This is a genomic window from Streptomyces sp. NPDC054847 (assembly GCF_053610925.1).
In genome coordinates this window covers 1-22,033 of sequence record NZ_JBSGZJ010000067.1, presented here as the reverse complement: position 1 = coordinate 22,033, position 22,033 = coordinate 1, and the positions used below count along the sequence as shown (strand labels likewise).

22 protein-coding genes are annotated in these 22,033 nt (G+C 71.6%); 10 read left to right on the top strand and 12 right to left on the bottom strand.

The annotated features are described in order from the left end of the window. Together ACWGH4_RS10735 and ACWGH4_RS10730 are read right to left on the bottom strand one after the other, a co-directional pair. Nucleotides 1-797: hypothetical protein (locus tag ACWGH4_RS10735; protein WP_453458388.1), on the bottom strand; the 797-nt coding region annotated here is incomplete at its 3' end. A 339-nt stretch (nt 798-1,136) separates the two neighbouring features. Further along, on the bottom strand, nt 1,137-2,132 hold the full coding sequence (locus tag ACWGH4_RS10730; protein WP_453458385.1) for an aldo/keto reductase: 996 nt from the start codon (nt 2,130-2,132) through the stop codon (nt 1,137-1,139). Nucleotides 2,133-2,260: 128 nt separating this feature from the next. On the opposite strand from ACWGH4_RS10730, the gene ACWGH4_RS10725 reads away from it, so the two are divergent. Together ACWGH4_RS10725 and ACWGH4_RS10720 are read left to right on the top strand one after the other, a co-directional pair. Further along, entirely contained in the window at nt 2,261-3,121 is an 861-nt protein-coding gene (locus tag ACWGH4_RS10725) for a helix-turn-helix transcriptional regulator (RefSeq protein WP_453458382.1), read from the top strand. A 145-nt stretch (nt 3,122-3,266) separates the two neighbouring features. After that, nucleotides 3,267-3,950, top strand: coding sequence for a hemerythrin domain-containing protein (locus ACWGH4_RS10720; protein ID WP_453458379.1), 684 nt, complete (start codon nt 3,267-3,269; stop codon nt 3,948-3,950). A 71-nt stretch (nt 3,951-4,021) separates the two neighbouring features. Here ACWGH4_RS10720 and ACWGH4_RS10715 read toward each other — a convergent pair whose 3' ends face one another. Continuing rightward, entirely contained in the window at nt 4,022-4,447 is a 426-nt protein-coding gene (locus ACWGH4_RS10715) for a DUF1801 domain-containing protein (protein ID WP_441262287.1), read from the bottom strand. A gap of 37 nt (nt 4,448-4,484) precedes the next feature. After that, nucleotides 4,485-4,649, bottom strand: coding sequence for a hypothetical protein (locus tag ACWGH4_RS10710; RefSeq protein WP_441262286.1), 165 nt, complete (start codon nt 4,647-4,649; stop codon nt 4,485-4,487). Nucleotides 4,650-4,814: 165 nt separating this feature from the next. On the opposite strand from ACWGH4_RS10710, the gene ACWGH4_RS10705 reads away from it, so the two are divergent. From ACWGH4_RS10705 to ACWGH4_RS10690, 4 genes are all read left to right on the top strand, one after another. Further along, the gene (locus ACWGH4_RS10705; protein WP_453458376.1) at nt 4,815-5,780 is read left to right on the top strand and encodes a Rieske 2Fe-2S domain-containing protein; all 966 of its coding nucleotides are present in this window, start codon (nt 4,815-4,817) and stop codon (nt 5,778-5,780) included. Nucleotides 5,781-5,951: 171 nt separating this feature from the next. Further along, nucleotides 5,952-6,836, top strand: coding sequence for a GNAT family N-acetyltransferase (locus ACWGH4_RS10700; RefSeq protein ID WP_453458373.1), 885 nt, complete (start codon nt 5,952-5,954; stop codon nt 6,834-6,836). A 165-nt stretch (nt 6,837-7,001) separates the two neighbouring features. Continuing rightward, a complete protein-coding gene (locus ACWGH4_RS10695) occupies nt 7,002-7,655 on the top strand; it encodes a TOPRIM nucleotidyl transferase/hydrolase domain-containing protein (protein WP_453458370.1) in 654 nt (217 codons plus the stop codon). Nucleotides 7,656-7,992: 337 nt separating this feature from the next. Beyond that, entirely contained in the window at nt 7,993-9,156 is a 1,164-nt protein-coding gene (locus tag ACWGH4_RS10690) for a DNA gyrase subunit B (RefSeq protein WP_453458367.1), read from the top strand. 915 nt (nt 9,157-10,071) lie between these two features. Here ACWGH4_RS10690 and ACWGH4_RS10685 read toward each other — a convergent pair. From ACWGH4_RS10685 to ACWGH4_RS10660, 6 genes are all read right to left on the bottom strand, one after another. After that, nucleotides 10,072-10,305, bottom strand: a complete 234-nt coding sequence (locus tag ACWGH4_RS10685; RefSeq protein WP_453458364.1) for a ferredoxin — start codon at nt 10,303-10,305, stop codon at nt 10,072-10,074. 3 nt (nt 10,306-10,308) lie between these two features. Then, nucleotides 10,309-11,535 carry a cytochrome P450 gene (locus ACWGH4_RS10680; protein WP_453458361.1) on the bottom strand — a complete coding sequence of 409 codons (1,227 nt, stop codon included), beginning with the start codon at nt 11,533-11,535 and terminating at the stop codon, nt 10,309-10,311. Nucleotides 11,536-11,607: 72 nt separating this feature from the next. Beyond that, the gene (locus tag ACWGH4_RS10675) at nt 11,608-12,399 is read right to left on the bottom strand and encodes an ABC transporter permease (protein WP_453458358.1); all 792 of its coding nucleotides are present in this window, start codon (nt 12,397-12,399) and stop codon (nt 11,608-11,610) included. After that, nucleotides 12,399-13,403: an ATP-binding cassette domain-containing protein gene (locus ACWGH4_RS10670; protein ID WP_441262277.1), complete on the bottom strand. Its 1,005-nt coding sequence runs from the start codon at nt 13,401-13,403 to the stop codon at nt 12,399-12,401. The genes ACWGH4_RS10675 and ACWGH4_RS10670 overlap by 1 nt, the downstream gene beginning before the upstream one ends. A 42-nt stretch (nt 13,404-13,445) precedes the next feature. Then, nucleotides 13,446-14,336: a DUF4097 family beta strand repeat-containing protein gene (locus tag ACWGH4_RS10665; RefSeq protein ID WP_441262276.1), complete on the bottom strand. Its 891-nt coding sequence runs from the start codon at nt 14,334-14,336 to the stop codon at nt 13,446-13,448. Between the two features lie 103 nt (nt 14,337-14,439). Next, a complete protein-coding gene (locus ACWGH4_RS10660; protein ID WP_453458354.1) occupies nt 14,440-14,964 on the bottom strand; it encodes a toxin-antitoxin system HicB family antitoxin in 525 nt (174 codons plus the stop codon). A gap of 343 nt (nt 14,965-15,307) precedes the next feature. Here ACWGH4_RS10660 and ACWGH4_RS10655 point away from each other — a divergent pair, with 343 nt between their 5' ends. After that, the gene (locus tag ACWGH4_RS10655) at nt 15,308-15,697 is read left to right on the top strand and encodes an ATP-binding protein (RefSeq protein WP_441262274.1); all 390 of its coding nucleotides are present in this window, start codon (nt 15,308-15,310) and stop codon (nt 15,695-15,697) included. Nucleotides 15,698-15,844: 147 nt separating this feature from the next. Here ACWGH4_RS10655 and ACWGH4_RS10650 read toward each other — a convergent pair whose 3' ends face one another. Together ACWGH4_RS10650 and ACWGH4_RS10645 are read right to left on the bottom strand one after the other, a co-directional pair. Continuing rightward, nucleotides 15,845-17,710: a glycoside hydrolase family 15 protein gene (locus tag ACWGH4_RS10650; RefSeq protein ID WP_453458350.1), complete on the bottom strand. Its 1,866-nt coding sequence runs from the start codon at nt 17,708-17,710 to the stop codon at nt 15,845-15,847. Nucleotides 17,711-18,035: 325 nt separating this feature from the next. Beyond that, entirely contained in the window at nt 18,036-19,271 is a 1,236-nt protein-coding gene (locus ACWGH4_RS10645; protein ID WP_453458347.1) for a GNAT family N-acetyltransferase, read from the bottom strand. Nucleotides 19,272-19,528: 257 nt separating this feature from the next. Here ACWGH4_RS10645 and ACWGH4_RS10640 point away from each other — a divergent pair, with 257 nt between their 5' ends. From ACWGH4_RS10640 to ACWGH4_RS10630, 3 genes are all read left to right on the top strand, one after another. Beyond that, nucleotides 19,529-20,869: an erythromycin esterase family protein gene (locus tag ACWGH4_RS10640; protein WP_453458344.1), complete on the top strand. Its 1,341-nt coding sequence runs from the start codon at nt 19,529-19,531 to the stop codon at nt 20,867-20,869. A 286-nt stretch (nt 20,870-21,155) separates the two neighbouring features. Then, nucleotides 21,156-21,548: a DUF2267 domain-containing protein gene (locus ACWGH4_RS10635; protein WP_441262272.1), complete on the top strand. Its 393-nt coding sequence runs from the start codon at nt 21,156-21,158 to the stop codon at nt 21,546-21,548. 143 nt (nt 21,549-21,691) lie between these two features. After that, on the top strand, nt 21,692-22,033 hold a 342-nt coding region (locus tag ACWGH4_RS10630), incomplete at its 3' end, for a tetratricopeptide repeat protein (RefSeq protein ID WP_453458340.1).

Here is a 22,033-nt window from a genome sequence, read left to right as displayed (position 1 = left end):
GGTACGAGCAGGATGCCGGCGTCCGCGTCGGGGGCGGCCAGCCCCGGTCCGGCGAGGACGGCTCGCCGCACCGGCGGACCGGCCGGCAGCAGGGCGTCGAGGGTGTGCTGGAACACCTCCGCGGTCAGGCCGTCCGGGACGGTCACCGCCCGGCCCTCCGACGCCACCAGAAGGTGGGCGAGCGCCCGCCCGGCCGCGGCCTCCCACTGCGGGCTCCAGGACCAGCGGCGGCTCGCCCCGGACAGCGATCCCCACAGGGTGATCGGCTCGAAGGGGGTCACGCCCTTCCCTTCCGCCATCAGCTCCGCCCAGGAGAGCGGTCCGGTGTCGGCGTCTCCGACTTGGACACGGCGCACGGCGTCCGGGGCGAGCCACATGGCCTGCCAGAGAGAGCAGTCGTCGATCCGGCTCGCCACCGGCAGACCGCACGCCCCGCAGGCCATGTTGGGACCGTCGGCCACGTCGAGGCCGCAGCAGGCGCCGCCACGCCTCTCCGGGATCAGCACGGCACCGCGGATGTCCCCGGGTGCGATGACAACCGCACCGGGGGCGCCGTCGGACAGGGCGTGGACCGGCGCGTGGACGCCACGGGCCGCCGCCTCGTCCGGATCGATCTCCTCCCACCTCCGCCAAGGCGGGCCCCATGGCTCCGGTTCCACGGCGAACGTCCCCGGTTCCATGAGCACCGGGAGCTGAAGTCCGTTGCCGTACTTCTGATAGGTGTGGACCGGCAGGGCGACCCGGGCCAACGGGGCGGTCAGCTCGGCGTCGCACCCTGCGCACACGAAAACGAACAAATGCCCTCCACTCGGCAAACAGGGGCATCGTCGCAGGTCGGCGGCAGCGGGCCAACGAGTTTTCCCGCAGGCCGTTGCCCGGGAGGGCAGCCAAAGTGCCTGAAGCCTGGACTCCGGTGCGAGCGGGTGCGCACCGGAGTCCATGGGCCGGACCGGCCGGCATCAGCGGCTCGATCCGGTCCCACGTCGCATCCGTGATCACCGACGGAGGGACACATCCCGTCGACCATCTAGGCGAGACGCTCCGGCAACCGGCTCACGCCGCACGGGCCAGAACCTCGTCGCGCGGGTGCCCGCTTCCCGGCGGCACTCGCGCCGGGCGCCGCCGGAGAGGCGGACTCAGTTCCCCGCGCCGAGACCGGACATGAACGCGGTCGGGTACCGGTCGCCGCGCGCCGTGCCGGGCGGCACCGCCTTCTCGATCTCGGCGAGGTCGTCCGCGGTGAGGGTCAGCTCCATCGCGGGCAGCGCCTCGGCCAGCCGTTCGCGGGTACGGGCGCCGACCAGCGGCACGATGTCGTCGCCCTGTGCGGCCACCCAGGCGATGGCCAGCTGGGCGACGGTGCATCCCTTCGCCTCGGCGACCCGGCGCAGAGCGTCCACGAGGGCGAGGTTGTGTTCCACGTTCCCGGCCGAGAACCGCGGGCTGAAGGCGCGGAAGTCGCCGGGGCCGGCGGTACGGCCGGCGGCCCAGTGCCCGGAGATGAGGCCGCGGCTGAGGACGCCGTAAGCGGTCAGGCCGATGCCGAGCTCCCGCAGCGTGGGCAGGATGTCCGCCTCCACCGCGCGAGAGATCAGCGAGTACTCGATCTGCAGGTCGGCGACCGGGTGCACGGCGTGCGCCCGGCGGATCGTCGCGGCGTCGACCTCCGAGAGGCCGAGGTGCCGCACGTACCCGGCGTCGATCATCTCCTTGATCGCGCCCACCGTCTCCTCGATCGGAACCGCCGGGTCCAGCCTGGCGGGACGGTAGATGTCGATGTGGTCGGTGCCCAGCCGGGTCAGGGAGTAGGCCAGGAAGTTCTTCACCGCCTCGGGACGTGCGTCGGCACCGCCGAAGTCGTGGCCCGGTCCGCGCAGCATCCCGAACTTGACGGACAGTTGGTAACTGTCCCGGTCCCGGCCGCGCAGGGCCTCGGCGAGCAGCAGCTCGTTGTGGCCCATTGCGTAGAAGTCGCCGGTGTCGATGAGGGTGACGCCGGCCTCGAGCGAGGCGTGCACGGTGGCGATGCTCTCCGCGCGGTCGGCCGCGCCGTAAACGTCCGACATGCCCATCGCACCCAGGCCCAGCGCGGAAACGGTCGGGCCGGTACTGCCCAGGGTTCGCGTCTGCATCACGTTCTCCTTCGTCGTCGGATCCGTCACCCACCTTGCGGGTGCGCCGCGGCGTACGGGAGCGGAGCGTTCATCATGGGAGAGCCGCTCCCTGGATCGGCCCGCCCGCGTCGGGGGACCATGGAGCCATGCAACGTGAGCAGCTCGCCGACTTCCTGCGCCACCGCCGCGAGGCGATCCGCCCGGCCGAGGTCGGCATCCCCGACGGCCCGCGCCGCCGCACCGCCGGCCTGCGCCGGGAAGAGGTGGCCATGCTCGCCGGCATGTCGGTGGACTACGTCGTACGCCTCGAGCAGGGCCGCAGCAGTCAGCCCTCGACCCAGTTGCTCGGCGCGCTGGCCCGGGCGTTGCGCCTCTCCGACGACGAGCGGGACTACCTGTTCCACCTGGCCGGCCACCGGCCCCCGCCCGCCGACGGAGTGGCCCGCCTGGCCCGCGCCGGTCTGGTGCGCATGCTCGGCCTGCTCGGCGACACCCCGGCCCTGGTGCTGTCCGACCTGGGCGAGGTCCTCGCCCAGAACCGTGCGGCCGTCCTGCTCACGGGCGACCACACCGGCTTGTCCGGCGACCGGCGCTACCTCGTGCACCGCTGGTTCACCGACGCCGCCACTCGCGACGTCCACCCGCCGGAGGAGCACGAGCACCACGCCCGGCAGCTCGTGGCCGACCTGCGCGCGGCCGTCGGCCGCCGGTCCGGCGACCCCACGGTCGCCGGGCTCGTCGACCGGTTGCAGGCCGCGAGCGCCGACTTCCGCCGGCTCTGGGCCGAGCACGAGGTGGCGGTCCGGCGCGCCGACCGCAAGACCGTGCTGCACCCGCGGGTGGGCCGCCTGCTGATGGACTGCGAAACCCTCGTGACTCCCGACCAGGGCCAGCTGCTGCTCGTGCTCACCCCGGCGGACGCCGAGGCCCGCGAGCGACTGGAGCTGCTGCTGGTGCTCGGCGTCGAGGAATTCCCCACGGGGGTGACGGGCCCGCCTGTCAGGTGAAAAGGCGGCCGCAGCGGGGCCCGGTGAGGAGTGCTTCCGAGAGGCAATGGGTACTCGCGGGACCGGCGGCGAAGGCGACGAACCCCCGAGCGGCCCGCCGAACGAGTCCGGCCCCCGGGGCACCACACGGGCTGAGGAGGCCCCGATGTCCACCTCCATCACACAGCAGAGCGTCGAGGAGCTCGGCGGCGAGGCCAGCGTCCTGGTGCGGCAGCGGCGTGACCACGCCAAGCTCGACCGCCTGATGAACCGCTATGTATCGGGCAAGCGGCCCCCGGAGGAACGGCAGCAGACGCTGAAGGACATCATCCAGCTGACCTTCAGCCATGCCTTCGCCGAAGAGACCGTGCTGTGGCCGGCGCTGCGGCGGCTCGCGGACGACGGCGAGGAACTGACCTCTCGGGTCGAGCAGGAGCACCAGGAAATCAACGACCTGGTCGCCGCCGTCGAACACACCGACCCGGCCGACCCCCGCCACGACGAACTCGTCGAGCGGGCCTTTGCCCTCATACGGCAGGACATCCGCGACGAGGAGGAACTGCTCCTGCCCCGGCTGCAGGAGGCGCTGGGCCATGACCGCGCACGGCTGCGGCGGCTGGGCACCACGTGGGAGACGGTGCGGCGTACCGCCCCCACACATCCCCACCCGGCCGTGCCCCGCCGGCCTCTGGCGAACGTGCTGGCCGGAGTGCCGCTGAGCGCGTTGGACCGGGCTCGCGACATGGCCGGAGCCGTCGCCGGAAGCTCAGGCGCCCGGACGACGGCGGTGGTGGGCGGGGCGCTCGTCACTGCCTGGTTCGCGGCAAGGCGGGCACGGGCGAGTCACTGAGCCCCGGCGGCTTTACCACTGATCGGTGAGGCCGTAACTCGCCGTACCGGCCACGGCATCGCCGTCGGCAATCAGAAGAGATCGTCACCGGGCAGGTCGGCGGCCTGACGGATCCAGCTGACGACGAGTTCCTCGTCGAACTCCTCGTCCTCATGGATGTCGAGGTAGCGCACGCGCTCATGCTTGGATTCGCCCGGCGGCAGCGGATCCAGCGATGTGCCGTTGAGCCAGGTCACCTTCACGTACTTCGTGAAGCAGTGGAGACCGAGGAACCACCCGTTGCCTTCGACGCCGTAGAAGGGTGAGTTCCAGCGGACCGCTTTGCGAACGCCGGGGACGGTCCGCACGACGAGGTCGTCAAGACGGCGGCCGACCTCGCGTTTCCAGCCCGGCATCGCCTCGATATAGGCCTGGACAGGGCCATCGCCGTCGCCCTTGGGAATCTGCGGGTTGCCACCCGACAGCAGTCGCGGCTTCTCTGACGGCCGATTTGCCATGGGCCCGATTATACGGTTGTGACCATCCACCGGCCTTTCAGGCGGGGTCCATTCCCCCGTCGCCGCCCTCCCCCGACGGAACCGACTCGTCGGGGTCCTCCGTCGAGGGCTCATCGGCATAGGTGGGACGGGAGTGCTCGTCAGCGAAGTCGGGCTCCTCCTCCGGTTCGGGAGTCACGGATTCTTTCTCCTGGTCGGACATGGCCCGCTTCCTTCCTGTGACGGACGGCGTACGGCTTCATCGTTGTCCTCTCCGGCGTCGGCCGCATGCCATCAGGACAGCGGCACCCCGCGCTGCCGGCAGGACTGTCGTCCCGGCGGCGCCTCGATGCGGTTTCGTGTGCTCGTCCGTGGTTACCCAGCTCCTATGAACCGATGGGACGCATCACCGGGCAGCGATCGGCCCGAACTCCGGAAGCGTTTCTTCTCGTCGTCGGCAGGCCCCGGCCGGTTCCTCGCGGCGATCGACCGCCTGGAGCGCAGTCCGCGCAACGACCCGGTGATCGACCGTGTCCAGCGGGCCGTGCACGGGCTTCCCCTGGGACGCGGCAGGGACTTCCTGCACGGCAGGTGGCTGGGACACCCCGTGCATCCCCTGATGGTGCAGGTGCCGATCGGCAGCTGGCTCTCCGCGGCGGTGCTCGACCTGCTTCCCGGACAGCACCGTGGAGCACGCGCCCTGATCGGGGTGGGGCTGGCCGCGGTTCCCCCTGCGGCCGTGGCGGGCTGGGTCGACTGGGCGGATCTCCAGCGACAGCAGATGCGCGTGGGACTCGTGCACGCGGCGACGAACGTCACGGCCGTGGCGCTGTACGCGAGCTCGTTGACCGCCCGGACACAAGGCCGCACCGGACTGGGCAAGGCACTCGGTTTCGCCGGGCTGGCGGCCGTGAGTCTCGGGGGCGCGCTCGGCGGCCACCTTGCCTACCGGCAGGCATCCGGCGCCAACCATGCGGAAGCCGTACCTCATCTCGTGAAGTCCGGGTGGCAGGTGATCGGCGCCGTCGCCGACTTCCCCGTCGGCCGGGCGGTCCGCCGGCACATCGACGACGTGCCGGTCCTGGTGGTGCGCGAGAGCGGCAACACCGTGCACGTTCTCGCCGACACGTGCAGTCACATGGGCGGCCCGCTCTCCGAAGGGACGATCAGCGACGGCTGCGTCCGTTGTCCCTGGCACGGCAGCGTGTTCCGCCTGGCCGACGGCTGGAACGTACGCGGCCCCGCGACGGCGCCGCAGCCCGCTTTCGACACCCGCATCACCGGCGGCCGTGTCGAAGCATGCCTGCGGCGCCCGGAGTCGGACGCCGGACCGCACAGGAGTGACGCCGCCTGACAGGAGCGGCGGAACGCCGGGCTTCGGAACGACGGCGAGCCCTGCCCGCCCCACTGCGGCAGGCGGCCCGCCGGACCTCCCGGCCGCCGCGCGAGGACCCGCAGCCCCCACCCGCGCCCGCCGACCGGAAATCGGGTGCGGACGGCCGGCGCGGTGGTGTGTGATCGGGGCATGTCGATCGTGCTGAGCATGCCGGGAGCCAACGGGCTGAGCAAGGCTGTGGACGTGCTGCGGGAGTGGCAGTACGACGGGGCGCCGATGCAACTGCATCCCGGGGACCTGGGCTGGTACTGGCGGTCAGGTGCGGAAGCGACCGCCGCGGCGGTCAGGACGTGGAGCCGGGGCGGACGGATTCTCGCCGTCGGGCTGCTGGACGGTCCCGGGCTGTTGCGCCTGACGATCGCGCCCGACGCTCACCGGGACGAGGAGCTGGCCCGGAAGCTGGTCGAGGACGTGACCGATCCGGAGCGCGGCGTGCTGCCCGAGGGGAAGGCGAACATCGAGTCGCCGATGGGCGCGCTGGTCCAGGATCTGCTCTTCGAGGACGGCTGGGACGTCGACGAGCCGTGGACGCCGCTGCGCCGCGACCTCACGGAGCCGGTGAACGACCCGGGCGTGCGGATCGAGGCGATCGGGCCCGAGCAGGCCCATGTGTTCGCCGCCGTACAGCGGGCGGCGTTCGACGGGTCGAGGTTCTCGGACGAGCGCTGGCACGCGATGGCGGCCGGGTTGCCGTACGCCGACGCCCGCTGTCTGGTCGCGTACGACGACCGGGGCAACGCGGTGGCGGCGGTGACGGTGTGGTCGGCCGGTCCGGGCAAGCCCGGGTTGCTCGAGCCGATGGGTGTGCACCGGGAACATCGCCGTCACGGCTACGGAAAGGCGATCACCGTCGCCGCGGCGGCCGCGCTCCAGAAACTGGGCTCGTCGAGCGCGCTCGTCTGCACCCCCAGCTCCAATGCCGGCGCCGTCGCCACCTACATGTCGGCCGGCTTCCGGCAACGCCCCGAGGTCCGGGACCACTATCGGGACTCATCGGCTCCGTCCGGCGGTTGATGCGACGGGGCTGCGTACCGGCCGGCCGGCGGTGCCGGAACAAGCCCGAGCCGCCCCGCGGCCGGCAGTGCGGAGCTACCGACTTCCGGGGCCCGTCACCCTCGGAAAACGTACGTGCGTGCGGGATCTCGGCCGTGCCAGGATGGCATCGGAAAGCGAGGTCTCGTGGACGAGTTGAGGCGATTCCGCCTGGCGCTGGTCGCATGGGCGGCCGGCGGAGCGGAGTCGGGAGCGGCGGCAGCGTCGGCGCGGGAACTGGCCGGCGGTGTGCGGACGATCGTGCTCGTCGAGGGCAGCAGTGATCACGTCGCACTCGAAGCGCTGGCCGCACGTTACGGCCGCGACCTCGGCGCGGAGGGCGTCGCGGTGGTACCGCTCGGAGGCGCGACCAACATCGGGCGGTTCCTGGACGTGTGCGGTCCCCCCGGACTCGGCCTCCCGCTCGCCGGTCTCTGCGACATCGGCGAGGAGCGGCACTTCCGTCGTCATCTGGAACGGGTCGGTCTCGGGTCCGGTCTCACGCGGGCCGGTCTGGAGCCACTCGGGTTCCACGTATGCGTCGCCGACCTGGAGGACGAGCTGATCCGCGCTCTCGGGGCCGACGGAGTGCAGCAAGTGATCAAGGACCAGGGCGAGATGCGCCCCTTCCACACCTTCCAGGGCCAGCCGGCGCAGCGGGAACGGCCCGTGGAGCACCAACTGCGGCGCTTCATGGGCACGCACAGCGGCCGCAAGGCGCTCTACGCGCGGGCGCTGATCACCCACCTGGACCTCGAGCGCGTTCCCCGGCCGCTGGAGCGCCTCCTCACGCACGTCTGAACCTGATCGAAAGACGTCGTCACATCTGAGTGCGGCGTGTGGCGGTGCCGCGAGCGTCCCGCACGCCGTAGAGCGCGCCGATGCTCGGACGCGGCGTGCCGGGCGGTCGTGAGAACTTCCCGGATCGGGTACCTCGGGTCCGCCGGGAACGGGGTCGTTCCCGGCCTCGGCGGCCCCTGCGCCGCCATCCGCCCGCGGCTCACGATCCCTGGGCCGACCGCCTCCGCGCAGGCGCTCACCCGGCCGCTCATGCTCACGGCGAACCGGCTCTGACCTGGTGTTTTTCGCGGATCCGCCTAGGCTGGGAGAGTCCACAGGACACCCGGAGGGGGACTTCATGAGCCAGGACGCCATCACGTACGACGCCGCCCGGATCGAGGTGCTGGAGGGGCGGGAAGCCATTCGGAAGCGGCCCGGGATGTACGTCGGCTCGACCGGCGAACGAGGCCTGCATCAGCTCGTGTTCGAGGTCGCCGACCGCGCGGTGAACGAAGTCCTCGCCGGCCGCGCGGACTCCGTCGACATCGCCCTCACATCCGACGGCGGCGTGCGCGTCGCCGACGACGGACCGGGGGTCCCCGTCGAGGCCGCGGAGGACACCGGCGGTCCCGGCCTCGAAGCCCTGCTGACCCGCCCGCACGTCGGACCGAAGCCCGGTGACCGCCATTCCGGTGTCCTGAGCCGCATCGGCGCAGGGCCCTGCGTCACCAACGCCCTGTCGAGCCACCTGACGGCCGAGGTGCGGCGTGACGGGGTCCGCTGGGTCCAGGAATACGCGTGCGGCGTCGCGCTCGCTCCGCCGAAGGCCGTGGGACCGGCGACCGGTAGCGGGACCACCATCACCTTCCGGCCCGACGCCGACATCTTCGGCACGGCGCAGTGCTCGTTCACCGTGCTGACGGAGCGCTTCAGGGAACTGGCCTTCCTGAACCGGGGCCTCGACATCTCGCTGACCGACGAACGTACCGCGGGCGGATCCCGGTCGGTCCGTTTCCGGTTCCCGGGCGGAGCACGGGACTTCGTCGCCTTCATCGAGGGCCCGGACGCCGTCCCCGTTCACCCGCACATCGTCAGTTTCGAGCGGGAGCTCCCTCTGACGGCGGGAACGGTGGAGGTGGCCCTCCGTTGGAGCGACTCCCGTGAGGAACAGGTCCGGAGTTTCGCGAACAGCAGGCCCACTCCGGAGGGCGGCACGCACGCAGAGGGCTTCCGCGATGGGCTCGTGGCCGCCGTCAACGCGTACGCGCGGCAGCGGGGACTGCTCGCGAAGGCGGATCCCGATCTCGGTGCCGACCGGATCGGCGAGGGGCTCACGGCGGTGGTGTCGGTATCGCTGGAGCATCCCGAGTACGGCGGCGCCACGTGCGGCACGCTGAACAACGCGACAGCGCGCGCCTGCGTCGGCCGGGCCGTCCGTGAACACCTCGGCACATGGCTCGAGGAACAGCCCGAGCACGCCACGATCGTCATCGGCCGGATCCTCCGAGGCGCCCGGCACTGAGCGTCAATGACCGCCCCCGCCGCTTCCCGGGGCCGGGACCGGGACCGGGACCGGGGCCGACGGGGGCGGTCGCGCTGGTGCTCTCAGTCGTCGGCGGCAGCGTCAGGCGTTGCGGCGGTGGACGCGGGTTTCCCAGGGCCGCAGGGTGTGCCGGGCGCCGAGAGGTGTGGTGCGGGGACCCGATGAGCGTCTCGCTGTGTTCCCGGCCGTCGGGCAGATCGACGGTGAGGTCGGTTGCGCCGAAGCCGGCGAGTAAGGCATGCGGGACGTTTCGCCGTACGCCTCCATCGGCGTGCCTCACCGCAGGAGCGCTCGTCGGCGTCATCCTTGACCATGGACAACCGCGAAGCGACATGGAACAGCACCGACACCCTCGGTCTCGAGATCCGAACGGACTCGACCGGCACCGTCGCCATGAGGATCTTGGGCTGGGAAGGCGTACTCCCTCTCTCCGTCATTCGTCTGACCACGACCGCGGTCATGGCTGCGGCCCGCCCACCAGCGATCGGCGACCTCGAGCCGCAAGGCTCGAGACCGCAGGGCTGCGCATTCTGACCGGGATTTCCTCCCGCGCCTCCGCCTGCTCCCGTCCCAGCGAATGCCCCTCCCCCGGAAGCCGTTGTCGGCGCGCCCTTTGAATCCTGGGCGGGTTCGACGCTTGCCGGGTCACCCACGCCGGTGGGAACGGCGCTGCTGGGGTCGGCGTGGGTGGTGGTGGACCCCAGTCGACGGCGGGCCGGGTGCGGGCGAATCGGCGGCGAGCGAGGCCAGGTTGACGCCGGCGTCGCGGGTCCGTGCCGTCATCGGCGCCCGTTCCACCTCGGGCGCCGCGGCGAAGTGCTGGGCGGTCCGCACACGCGAGAGCCCCCACCGGTGCGCGGTGCGGGGTTCTCGGTCCGGGCCGCGCCACGGGCGCTACAGGGCCGTGGAATCCGGGGCGTCGAGGGCGATGGCTCCGGCGGGGCAGAGGCCGACGGCCATCCGGGCGGCGGGCCGGTGCTCGGGGGCGGGTGCGGGGTTCAGGAGCATCACCAGACCCTCGTCGTCGTCCTGGTCGAAGACGGCCGGAGCCGTCAGGGCGCACATGCCGGCGCCGGCGCAGCGGTCACGGTCGACGCGGAGTCGCAGGGGCTCTCGTGGGTCGCTCATGGGCTACTCCTCGTCCCAGGCGACCGGCAGGCTGATCACTCCGTAGATGTTGGAGCGGTCGCGCAGCGGCACCTCCTGCGGCGGCACCGCGAGGCGCAGGGTGGGGAAGCGGGCGAAGAGCGCCGGGAACGCGACGGTCATCTCGACGCGGGCGAGCTGCTGGCCCAGGCACTGGTGGGCGCCATGGCCGAACGCCAGGTGCCCGGCGGCCTTGCGTCGGATGTCGAGCCGGTCGGGCTCGGGGAACTTGAGCGGGTCGCGGTTGGTGGCCTGCACGGAAATGGTCACCGTCTCCCCCGCCCGGACGAGCCGACCCTCCACCTCGACGTCCTCGAGCGCCGCCCGCGGCAGCGGGTCGGCGACGCTGAGGTAGCGCAGCAGTTCCTCCACGGTCTGTCCGGCGAGGGAGGGGTCGGCGCGCAGGGCCTCGAGTTGGCCGGGGTTGCTCAGCAGGGCGAAGGTGCCGAGGCCGAGCATGTTCGCTGTGGTGTCGAGCCCGGCGGCGAGCAGCAGCCCGCCGATCCCGGCCAGTTCCTCGTCGGTGAGGTCGGCGGTGGTGAGGTCGCTGAGCAGGTCGTCGGTGGGCTCGGCGCGCTTGGCGAGGACCAGTTCGTTCAGGTACTGGAGCAGCGCCGTGTAGGCCTCGCCCGTGGCTTCCGCCTCGGCCGTCTGGTCGAAGAGGGTCGCCACGTGGCTCTGGAAGCGCTCCCGGTCTGCGTACGGCACGCCGAGCAGCTCGCAGATCATGAGCGCGGGTACGGGTTGCGCGAACGCCGTCACCAGATCGGCCGTGGGCCCGGCCTGCTCCATGGCGTCCAGGCACTCGTTGGTGAACTGCTCGACGCGCTCGGTGAGTCGACGCATGCGGCGGACGGTGAACCTGCCGGTGAGCAGGCGCCGGTAGCGGGTGTGCTCGGGGGCGTCGAGGCCGATGATGTCGCCGACCGGCGCGGGCGGCATCTCTCCCGGCACGCCCTCCATCGGCATGGGCGGGTGGAGGAGTTCGTAGCGTGAGCTGAAGCGCGGATCGGCCAGGATGGCGCGGGCGGCGGCGTGTCCGGTGACCAGCCAGCCTATGTGTCCGTCGGCGTAGCGCATACGGCGCAGCGGCCGGTCGCTCAGCGCGGTGAGTCCGGCGGGCGGGTCGAAGGGGCAGCCGGTGCGCCTGTCGGTGGGCAGAGTGGGCGGCTCTTCGGCGGTGGCGCCGGCGGCCGTCGGGTCGTAAGACATGGATTCCTCCTGCGATCGTCGGACGGGGTGCAGGTGGTGCGAGGCGGTGAAGTGGCTCGAGGAGGGCGGCGGTTACCGCTTGACGCCGGCCTTGAAGGTACGGCGGGCCCATACGTAACCGACGAGGGAGAGCGCCACGCACCAGGCGAGGCCGACGACCGCGCTGGAGCCGATCCCGGTGCCGAGCCACAGGCCGCGCAGCGTCTCGATGATCGGGGTGAAGGGCTGGTACTCCGCGAACCAGCGCAGACCGGTGGGCATCGACTCGGTCGGCACGATGGCACTGCCGACGAACGGCAGGAACGTCAACGGCATCGGGATGTTGCTGGCGGTCTCCACGTTCTTGGCGATCAGGCCGATGCCCGCGGAGATCCAGGTGAGCGCGAGCGTGAGCAGGGTGAGCAGGCCGATGGCGGCGGCCCACTCGACGGGCGTCGCGCTGGGGCGGAAACCCATCAGGAGGGCGACGCCGATGACGAGCGTGATGCTGGTCATCGTCTGGATCACACTGCCGACAACATGGCCCGTCAGGAACGAGGCATGGGAGATCGGCATCGTACGGAAACGGTTGACGATGCCCTCCGTCTTGTCGACGCACACACTGATCGCCGTGGTCAGCGCGCCGGAGGTGGCGGCCATCAGGATGATGCCGGGCGCCAGGTAGTCGATGTAGTCGCCGCTGCCGGTGGGCAGTCCGCTGATGCCGTTGCCCAGGGCGCTGCCGAAGACGTAGTTGAACAGCAGCAGCATCACGAGGGGCATCGCGACGACGGTGACCGTCAGGGACGGGTAGCGCAGCGCCTTCTTGAGGTTGCGCCGCAGCATCGTCCTGGAGTCTCGTGCGGCGTACGACATGGTGGCCATCAGGCGTTCTCCTCGGGCGATGCGACGGTGCCGGCGGGGCGGGGCTGACCGGTGAGGGTCAGGAAGACGTCGTCGAGGTCGGGGGTGTGCACGGTGAGCGACTCGGCCTGGACGGCGATGGCCTCCAGGGTGTCGAGGACGGCTCGCAGGTTGGGGATGGAGCCGTCGCTGGGGATCTGCAGGGTGAGTGAGTCCTCGTCGCGCGTCGCGATGCCGAAGATGCCCGCGGCGGTGTCCAGGCTCCGGGCGTCGGCGAACCGCACCCGGATGTGGCCGCCGGGGATGCGCCGCTTCAGCTCGTCGGCGGTACCCTCGGCGATCAGCCGGCCGTGGTCCAGCACCGCGATGCGGTCGGCGAGTTGGTCGGCTTCTTCGAGGTACTGGGTGGTCAGGAAGATGGTCACGCCGTCGTCGGCCACGAGTTCGCGGATGATCTCCCACATGGTGCGCCTGCTGCGCGGGTCGAGTCCGGTGGTGGGCTCGTCGAGGAAGATGATCCGCGGATCGCCGATCAGGGTCATCGCGAGGTCGAGCTTGCGCCGCATGCCGCCGGAGAAGGTGACGGTGGTCTTGTCCGCCACCTCGGACAGGTCGAAGCGGCGCAGCAGGTCCTTGGCCCGCCGCTTGCCCTCACTGCGGTCCAGGTGGTGCAGATCCGCCATGAGGAGCAGGTTCTCCTCGGCGGTCAGCAGATTGTCGACGGCCGAGAACTGGCCGGTGACGCCGATCACGGAGCGCACCGCGTCGGCGGCCCGGGTGATATGGCGGCCCGCGACCCGGGCTTCGCCCGCGTCGGCGTCGATGAGCGTGGAGAGGATCTCCACCGTCGTGGTCTTGCCGGCGCCGTTGGGCCCGAGCAGGGCGAAGACGGTGCCTTCGGCGATGTTCAGGTCGATGCCGTCGAGGACGAGCTTGTCGCCGTAGGACTTGCGGAGTCCGGTGGCGGTGATCGCCGGCGCCGGCGCGTTCGCGGCGCTCGGCGCGGTCGTCAGGGTGGCAGTCATGCCGCATTCCTTTCGGGGACGGGAGTCGGGGGGTACGCCCGGTCAGGCGCGGCAGATGATGACGTCGCCGACCCCGGCCCGGGCGTGCACCTCGACGGTCTCGTCGGAGTCCGCGGGGCCGGCGGAGGAGCCGAGCGAGTTGCGTACCGTGCCGTACTTGGTGTGCACGTCGAGCCAGGCGGCGGTGCCCTGGTGGATGCCCACTTCGAGGTCTCCGACGGACGAGCGCAGGTCGACACGCCCGCGGGCGACGTCGCCGACGCGGATGCGGCCGTTGGCGGACACCGCGTCGACCCCGGCGTGGGCGACGCCGATCTCGATCCTGCCGTTGGCGGACTTCGCCTCGACGCTGCTGTGCGCGATGCCCACGGAGACATCGCCGTTGGCCGCGCTGGTCTTCAGGCCACCGGTTACTTCGCCGACCTCGGTCGCGCCGTTGCCGTTCTTGACGGTCGCCGTGCCGGCGACGGTGCCGATCTCGATGCGGCCCGCGCCGACGACTTCGACGTCCCCCGTCGAGCGGACCAGGCGGATGTCGCCGTGGTCGGTCCTGAGTTCGGCGCCGGCCACCTCGTCGACCTGGAGGTCGCCGAACGAGGTCTTGAGGACGGCCTCGCCGAGGTGGCCTTCGCAGAAGAAGCCGCCCATGGCCGTGGTGCCCCGTACATCCGATCCCGCGGGCAGTTCGACGCTCACCTCGATGGCGCCCGTCTTGCCGAACAGGGACCGCTTCTTGGCAGTCCTGACCGTCAGCCTGCCGCCCGAGAAGGTGACCTGGGTCTGCTGCACGGCGCGTACGTCGTTGTCGTCGGCGCCGCTGCGCGGCAGGACTTCCACGACCGTGTCGGTGCGCTTGCCGGCGGTGATGCGCGCGGTGCCGACCTCCAACTCGAAGGTGGCGGAGATCGGTTCGGGTGTGTCGAAAGCAGGCATGGCTGTCCCGTCCTCTTGGCTTGGGTGGGTGATCCCGCCGGTGAGGCGGGTGATGAGTCACGTCGGCGAAATCAGCTCCGCCGGTGGAGTGGGGGTGGCGGGCCTAGCGGACCCAACCGGTGAAGCTCCGGCCGCCCGACTCCTTGCCGCGGCCCGGCGGGCTCACGCGCTCCCCGCCGTCGAGAGCGGTGGACACCGCCCGCACCAGCCAGGCGTTGACCGACAGGCCCTCCGCCGCGGCGGCGTCCTCGGCGCGGGCCTTGAGGTGGGCGGGGAGGCGGAAGTTGATCCGCGCCATGGCGCCGTCGTCGGCGTCCGCGGGAGACGGCGTGGCCGCGGCGGGCGCGGCGACCGGCACCTGCGCCTCCCGGAACGGCTCGGACACGGGCGGTGGCGTCACCACGAACTCGGGGTCGAGCCCGCGCAGCCGCACATCGACGGAGCCGGGCGCCAGATCCCGGGTGACCTCGCCCATGGCCGCGGACAGCGCGTTGAGCAAGGTGAGACGGGCGGCGGACTCGAGGGGGGCGGTGAGCCGCTCGGCGAGGGCGCGGGCTTCGTCACCGCCCGCGTCCGCCGCGACGGCGAGTTCGTGCCGGAGGTTGTCGACGTAGGGCGTGAGGTCCATGACGCCATGATGGCACATCAGTGGCACCATGGCGAGCCAAAATGGCTCCTCCTTGGCGCACACGTCTTTGAGCTGCGCTTTCTTCCTTGAATCGACGCGTCACGGTGCCGTGCGCGGGGCGGAATGGCGCGCGGTGGCGCTGCGATGACACCACGGTGGCACCACTTGTACGAGGGCTCTGGCCCCGTCGGACCACCGGCCCGGCGACGACTACGTGGCCGGAGTCTGCGCAGGCGCAGGCCTGCGGCCCTGCGGCAGGCGCATTCGGGGCATCGGGGGATGACCGGCATATCTCGGGGCATGCGATTCAACGTCCAAGAGCTCCGACGGAGGGTTTGTGATCATGCAGCCACCCGAGGCGGACAGCGAGTCCCTGACGGCCCGCCCGCAGACCGCTGAACGGGCCAGGGATGCGACGCGGGGGTTTCTCGCCGCGGTGGCACCGGCCAGCAGGCCCGAGGTGGACGCGGTGCTGCTCGTGGTGTCGGAACTGGTCACCAACGCGCTGCGGCATGCCGGCGGCGTGACCCGGTTCCGCCTGGTGGCGGGCCCCGGAACGGTGACGGTGTCGGTGGACGACCCCAGCCGCGTGGCCCCGCGTCCGCTGCCGAGGGACGTGGGGCGACCCGGCGGATTCGGCTGGCACATGGTGCGCACCCTGTCCGCGGAGGTGCGGGTCCGCATCCGGCCGGGCGGCAAGACGGTGTCCGCGGTCCTGCCGCTGCCCCACTGACCGCCACCACGCCGGGTCTTGCGCTGCGCACCGGTACGGCCTGCCCGACAGCCCACTCCGCCCCGGCGGAACGGGCCCCTGACCACGGCCCCGAGCGTTCCACCAGCCCCTGAAGCGACGCCGGGCGGCCGGCACCGGCCGTCCCGGTCACACCGGTCGTGCGACAGGTGCGCCGTGCGGTCCGGCCATGGGCGGAGCAGCGTTGTCGAGTTCCGTGTCGAGGGACATCGCCGCCGTGATGAGGGCGACATGCGTGAACGCCTGTGGGAAGTTGCCCAGTTGCTCGCCCGTGGGGCCGATCTCCTCCGCGAAGAGGCCCACATGGTTGGCGTACGTGAGCATCTTGTCGAACGCGTAGCGGGCCTGGTCGAGCCGGCCCGCCCTCGCGAGGGCGTCGACGTACAGGAAGCTGCACAGCGAGAAGGTGCCTTCCGAACCGCTCAGGCCGTCCGGGGAGGCTTCGGGGTCGTAACGGTGGACGAGACTGTCGGAAACCAGCTCGCTGTCCATGGCGTCAAGGGTCGACAGCCAGCGCGGGTCGCGCGGCGAAAGGAAACCGACGATCGGCATGAGCAGCAGCGAGGCGTCCAGGACGTTGCTCCCGTAGTGCTGCACGAAGGCCTGGCGCTCCTCGCTCCAGCCGCGCTCCATGATCTCGTGGAAGATGGCGTCGCGGGTCGCTGTCCAGCGGGGCAGGTCCGCGGGGCGGGCGTGGGTGGTGGCGTGGCGGATGCCACGGTCCAGGGCGACCCAGCACATGAGTCGGCTGTAGGTGAAGTCCTTTCGCCCGCCCCGGGTCTCCCAGATCCCTTCGTCGGGCCGGTCCCAGTGGTCGACGAGCCAGTCGAGGAGCGTTGTCACACGCTGCCACGTCTCGTAGGCGGCCACGTCCTCGAAGTCGGTCGACTGCGCCAGCGCGTAGACGGCCTCACCGTAGATGTCCAACTGCAGTTGGCCGGCTGCACCGTTCCCGGTCCGGACGGGGGCCGAGCCGCGCCAGCCCTCCCAGTGGTCCAGGACTTCCTCCGCCAGGTGCGGCTCACCGTCGACCCGGTACATGATCTGCAACGGCTCCCCGTTCGGCGCGTTGCCCGAGCTCAGCCGCTTGCCCAACCACACACGGAAGGCATTGGCCTCTTCGGTGAAGCCGAGGTCGATCATGGCCCGTACCGACAGCGAGGCATCCCGGATCCAGGTGTAGCGGTAGTCCCAGTTGCGCGCGCCGCCCTCCTGTTCGGGGAGGCCCGTGGTCGCGGCGGCGATCGGGGCGCCGGTGGGGGCGTACGTGAGCAGCTTCAGGGTGATCACTGAACGGTTGACCATCTCCTGCCGGCGTCCCCGGTAACGAGAGCGTCCGACCCAGGCGTGCCAGAAGTGACGCACGGCATCGAACTCGGCGCGCAGGCTCTCCTCCGTGATCGGAAAAGGGGGCTCGGCATCCGGGTCGTCCACCGTCAGGACGACCGCGGCCATCTCACCGGCGTGCAGCATCACGCTCGCCCTCACGTCATCCCCGTCCCTCTCGAGACGGAAGGGGCCCGCCGCTTGCAGGTACGCGGTGATGCCCGGGCCGAGGAAGCGGGCGCCGCCGTCGCCGAGGACGAGGTCGTGCCCGATGCGTCCGTAGTCGAAGCGGGGGCGGCATTGCAGGTCGAAGTCGACGGTTCCCCGCACGACACGCATGGCGCGCACGATCCGGTGACGGGCGCTCACTTCGGCCGACGCGTCGACGGGCATGAAGTCGACGACCTCACCGACGCCTTCCGGCGAGAGGAATCGGGTCACCAGGATCGCGGTGTCGGCCAGGTACAGCTGTCGGACGGTCGTGCCCGGGGTGTCCACCGTGATCGCGAAGTGGCCGCCCCGGTCATGGTCGAGCAGCCCGGCGAAGATGCTCGGGGAGTCGAAACGCGGCGCGCAGAACCAGTTCAGCACTCCCTCGGACGACACGAGCGCACAGGTCTGCAGGTCCCCGATGAGACCGTGGTCGGCGATGGGAGGGTAACGGCGCATCGGCTCTCCTTGATCGGCCCTGGTCAGGCGGGCCGTTCACCGCCCGCCGAGCGGTCCGTCACGAGGGCCCGGATCACGAAGAGGCGGACCACGTGCGTGTCGTGCCGGTCGCGTCGGGAGAGTTCAAGGCGTTCACCACGGTCGCCTCCTCAAGTCACTCGGGCAGCATCACCCGGACGGCCGGGGCCTGCGAGACGACAAGGGCCGTTCGGGTGAGCCGTTCGCCATGATCGTCAGCCACGCGGGCGGGACGATGCGAGCCCGGCCACCCGCCCTCCCCCGGGCGGAGTCGGGGATGGGCGGCGTGACTCGGTCGGCGTGCGGGTCAGAACCAGTGCAGGCAGTGCGGGGGGCGCTCGGCGCGGAACAGGGTGTCGGCGCGGGCGGCTGCGCCGGGGCGGTGGGCCCGGATGTGTCCGGCACGCACGAGCGTGCTCGGCGCGGTGCCGCCGAGGTAGACGGAGCCCAGGTCGCTCACGTCCAGGGACAGGTCGGGCTCCCGGTCCGTCGGGACGCAGTCGGCCTTGCCGTCCCGGACGGTCAGCAGGTAGCGGCCGCGCTCGCCGAGGAACGGGTCGTCGACGTCGAGGACGAGCTCACCGTCCGTGAACCAGCCGCGCGCGGTAAGCGCACGCGGTATGTCCAGCAGCCGCACCCAGAGCCAGTCGGTGTCGCCGCTCACCTCGCCGGCGCGGAAGTCCGCAAGCTGCCAGCGCAGAGGGTGTTCTGGAGGGAAGTGCCTGAACACGACCTGAGTGACCAGGTCGTGTCCGAGGACGAACCGGGCCAGGGCCGTGAAGGCGGCGTCGTCGGTGGCGATGGTCTCGTCGACCGTCAAGGTGCCGGACTCGCCGAGCGAGTAGCTGGCGTACCCGTCCTGGACGCCGTCGGCGTCACGGTGGACGGCGACGTAGCGCGGCGCCGGAGACAGCGGGGGCTGCCCCGCGCCCAGGGCCCACCAGCGGTGCGGCCGGGACAGCGCGCCGGGCTGCGCGCGGCGGTACCGGTCGTAGAGCGCCTCCAGGACGTCGCCGCATTCGGCCCGCCGCAGGACCTCCACCGAGCCGGTGTCCGGGCCGCTCGCGGGGGCCCGGGTCACGCCGCTCGCCCGGGGGAGAGCGAAGACGGCCTGGTGGCGCGGCACCGTCAGCCGCTGCGTGTAGGTCGCCGGGCCGTAGCCGAACCTGCCGTAGATCGGGGCCTCGGAGGCCAGCAGTACGGAGAGGAACTCCCCTCGGGACCGCAGATCGGTGAGCTGGTGCCGCATCATCGCGCTGAGCACGCCCTGGCGCCGGTGCGAGGGCACGACGCCGACGGCGCTCACCCCGGCGGCCGGGGCCAGGATCTCGCCGGGCAGGGTGAGCTCGAAGGAGTACGCGCCGGCGGTGCCGACAGGCCGCCCGTCAGCCGTCATGGCGAGCAGGTTGCGGTCCATTTCGAGCGCCGCCCACCAGACTCCGCTGCCGCCCTCGGCCGGGGTTTCCGGGAAGCGTCCGAATGCGGCATGGAGTGTGTCGACGAAGACGTCGAGGTCCTGGCCGGTCGTGGGACGTATCTCCATCGCTGCCGCTGCCTTCCGTGTGATGCCGGCACCACGGCTCGTGGCGCCCGCCACAGTGCAGCGTTGCCGCGTCGCCAGGGCAAGCGAATAACGGCCGGTCGCAGCGCAGCCCGGTCCCGGTCCCGGTCCGCGGATTTCGGCTCCGGCAGGCGCATGCCCCCGGTCAGGGAGGGCTACCCGCCCAGCAGACCGCGACGTGTGAAGGGACGCAGTGGGGCATCCGGTGGCCTCGAAGCGTTCCGACGTGAGGAGGCTCCATGACTCCCGCCGCCCTCGGGCACTCGTTCCGGATCCGTCACGATGCGCTGCCCCTGACCGGGCACGAGTCGCTGGATCCGCTGCTGAAGCGGATCGGTGACGCGAGGTACGTGCTGCTGGGAGAGGCGTCGCACGGCACGTCCGAGTACTACCGGTGGCGCGACCTGCTGACCCGGCGGCTGATCGAGGAGAAGGGCTTCTCCTTCGTGGCCGTGGAGGGCGACTGGCCCGACTGCCACGCCGTGCACTGCTCTGTGACCGGCGCTCCCGGGGCGCCCGAGGACCCCGTGGGCGTGCTGGAGGACTTCGACCGCTGGCCGACGTGGATGTGGGCCTACACCGACGTCGCCCGGTTCTGCCGGTGGCTCCGCGAACACAACGCCCGGCTGCCGCACGACCGGCGCGCCGGGTTCTTCGGCCTGGACGTGTACAGCCTGTGGGAGTCGCTGCAGGCGGTGCGCGACTACCTGAGCGAGCACGTCCCCGATGCGGTCGACCGGGCCTTGGACGCCTACCGGTGCTTCGAGCCGTACGCTGAGGACCCGCAGTCCTATGCGATGGCCACCGAGCTGGTGCCGTCCGGCTGTGAGCCGGAGGTACGCGAGCTGCTGGTACACCTGCGGCACAGCGCGGAGCAGGCGGCAGCCGTGGACGGCGGCCCGGCCGGCTTCGCCGCCCGGCAGAACGCCGAGGTGCTGTCCGGTGCGGAACGCTACTACCGGGCGATGCTCCGGGGCGGCCCGGAATCGTGGAACATCCGGGACCACCACATGGCCGACACCCTCGACCGGCTCATGGACTACTACGGGCCGCGGTCCAAGGCGGTGGTATGGGAGCACAACACCCATGTGGGCGATGCCCGTGCCACCGACATGGCGGCGGCCGGCCTGGTCAACGTCGGTCAACTGGTCAGGGAGCGCCACGAGGACGACGGCGTCGTGCTGGTCGGCTTCGGCTCCTACCAAGGCACCGTGATCGCGTCCGACCGATGGGGCGGGCGGGCGCGCGTCATGCAGGTGCCGCCGGCCCGTGAAGGCAGTCTGGAGGACTCGATGCACCGGGCGCTGCCCGGTGATTCCGGGCTCTTCGTCTTCCCGCCGAAGGGGACACAGTCCGACGCGGGCACCACCCGGCGGCCCTGGATCGACGACGTGTGCGACCACCGCGCGATCGGCGTGGTCTACCGGCCGGAGCGGGAGAAGTGGGGAAACTACGTGGCCACCGTCGTCGGAGAACGCTACGACGCCTTCTGCTACATCGACCGCACCACCGCCCTGACCCCGCTGCACACGGCCCCCGCCGACGCGGGCGAGGAAGAGACCTGGCCGAGCGGGGTGTGACACCCGCTCGACGGGCCGGAGCCGGCAGTTCCTCGCGTCGCACCCCGCCCGCACGGCTCGACGGCGGACCGTTTGGCTGGGCGTGTGCGGTGTCACCCGTCCTGTGCGACTGCACGGATGCGGTGTCACCGGTCCTGTGCGACGGGCCCAGGGCAAGCCGCACGGCTCGAGGATCAGGGTCCGGGGGCCGAGTGGACGTCGGCCCCGGTACGGAGACGAAGTCCTGGCTCTGACCAGGGAAGAACGGGATCGGTCGGTGCGCCGCTGTCGAACCGAGGAGAGATCGATGAGGCATGACGAATTCCTGGCTCGGGTGCGGGAGCGCGGTGAGTACGCGGATCAGGCGGAAGCCGCCAAGATCACGACTGCGGTGCTGGAGATCCTGGCGCACCGCATCACGCCCGGAGAGGCCAAGGACCTGTCGGCCCAGCTGCCCGCCGCGCTGAAGGAGGCTCTCAGGGTCGACGGGGAGCAGCGTGCCGAGTCGTACGGCGTCGAAGAGTTCTACCGACGGGTGGGAGAACGCACCGGGGCCCGTCCCCAGACCGCCCAGTGGGACGCCAGCGCCGTACTCAGCACCCTGGCCGACGCCGTCTCCCCCGGCGAGCTCAACCAGATCATCAGCCAGCTCCCCTCCGGCTACGCCGTCCTCTTCGGCAAACCCGACCTGAGCGACTGACCGCGTCCGCGGTGCCTGGGTCGCCGGCCCCGCCCGGACGGCGGGTGCAGCGACGCGTGCACGGCGGCGGAATGCCGAGCAGCACAACCGTGTTCGGAGGGGTGTCCGGCCAATGACCGGCCGGCGAGCGGAAAGGTACGCAGGTGAGCGAGAGCTACTTCGAGTTCGGGACGCCCGCCGAGCGGTGGGAGCGGGCACAGATGTTCTTCGACGCCAAGGAGTACGTGACGGCGGCGCGCATCCTCAAGGGCTTGGTCGGCGAGGTGCCGGAGCAGGTCGGGCCGCGGCTGCTGCTGGCCCGCGCGTACTACCACTCCGCCCGCCTGGCGAAGGCCGAGAGCGAGCTGCTGGCTGTGCTGGAGCGCGACCCGGTCGAGCACTACGCGCACCTGATGCTGGGCCGCACCCTCGAGCGGCAGGGACGGGCGGACGAGGCTGCGCCGCATCTGCGGATGGCGGCGGCGATGTCCGGCGAAACCGTGCTC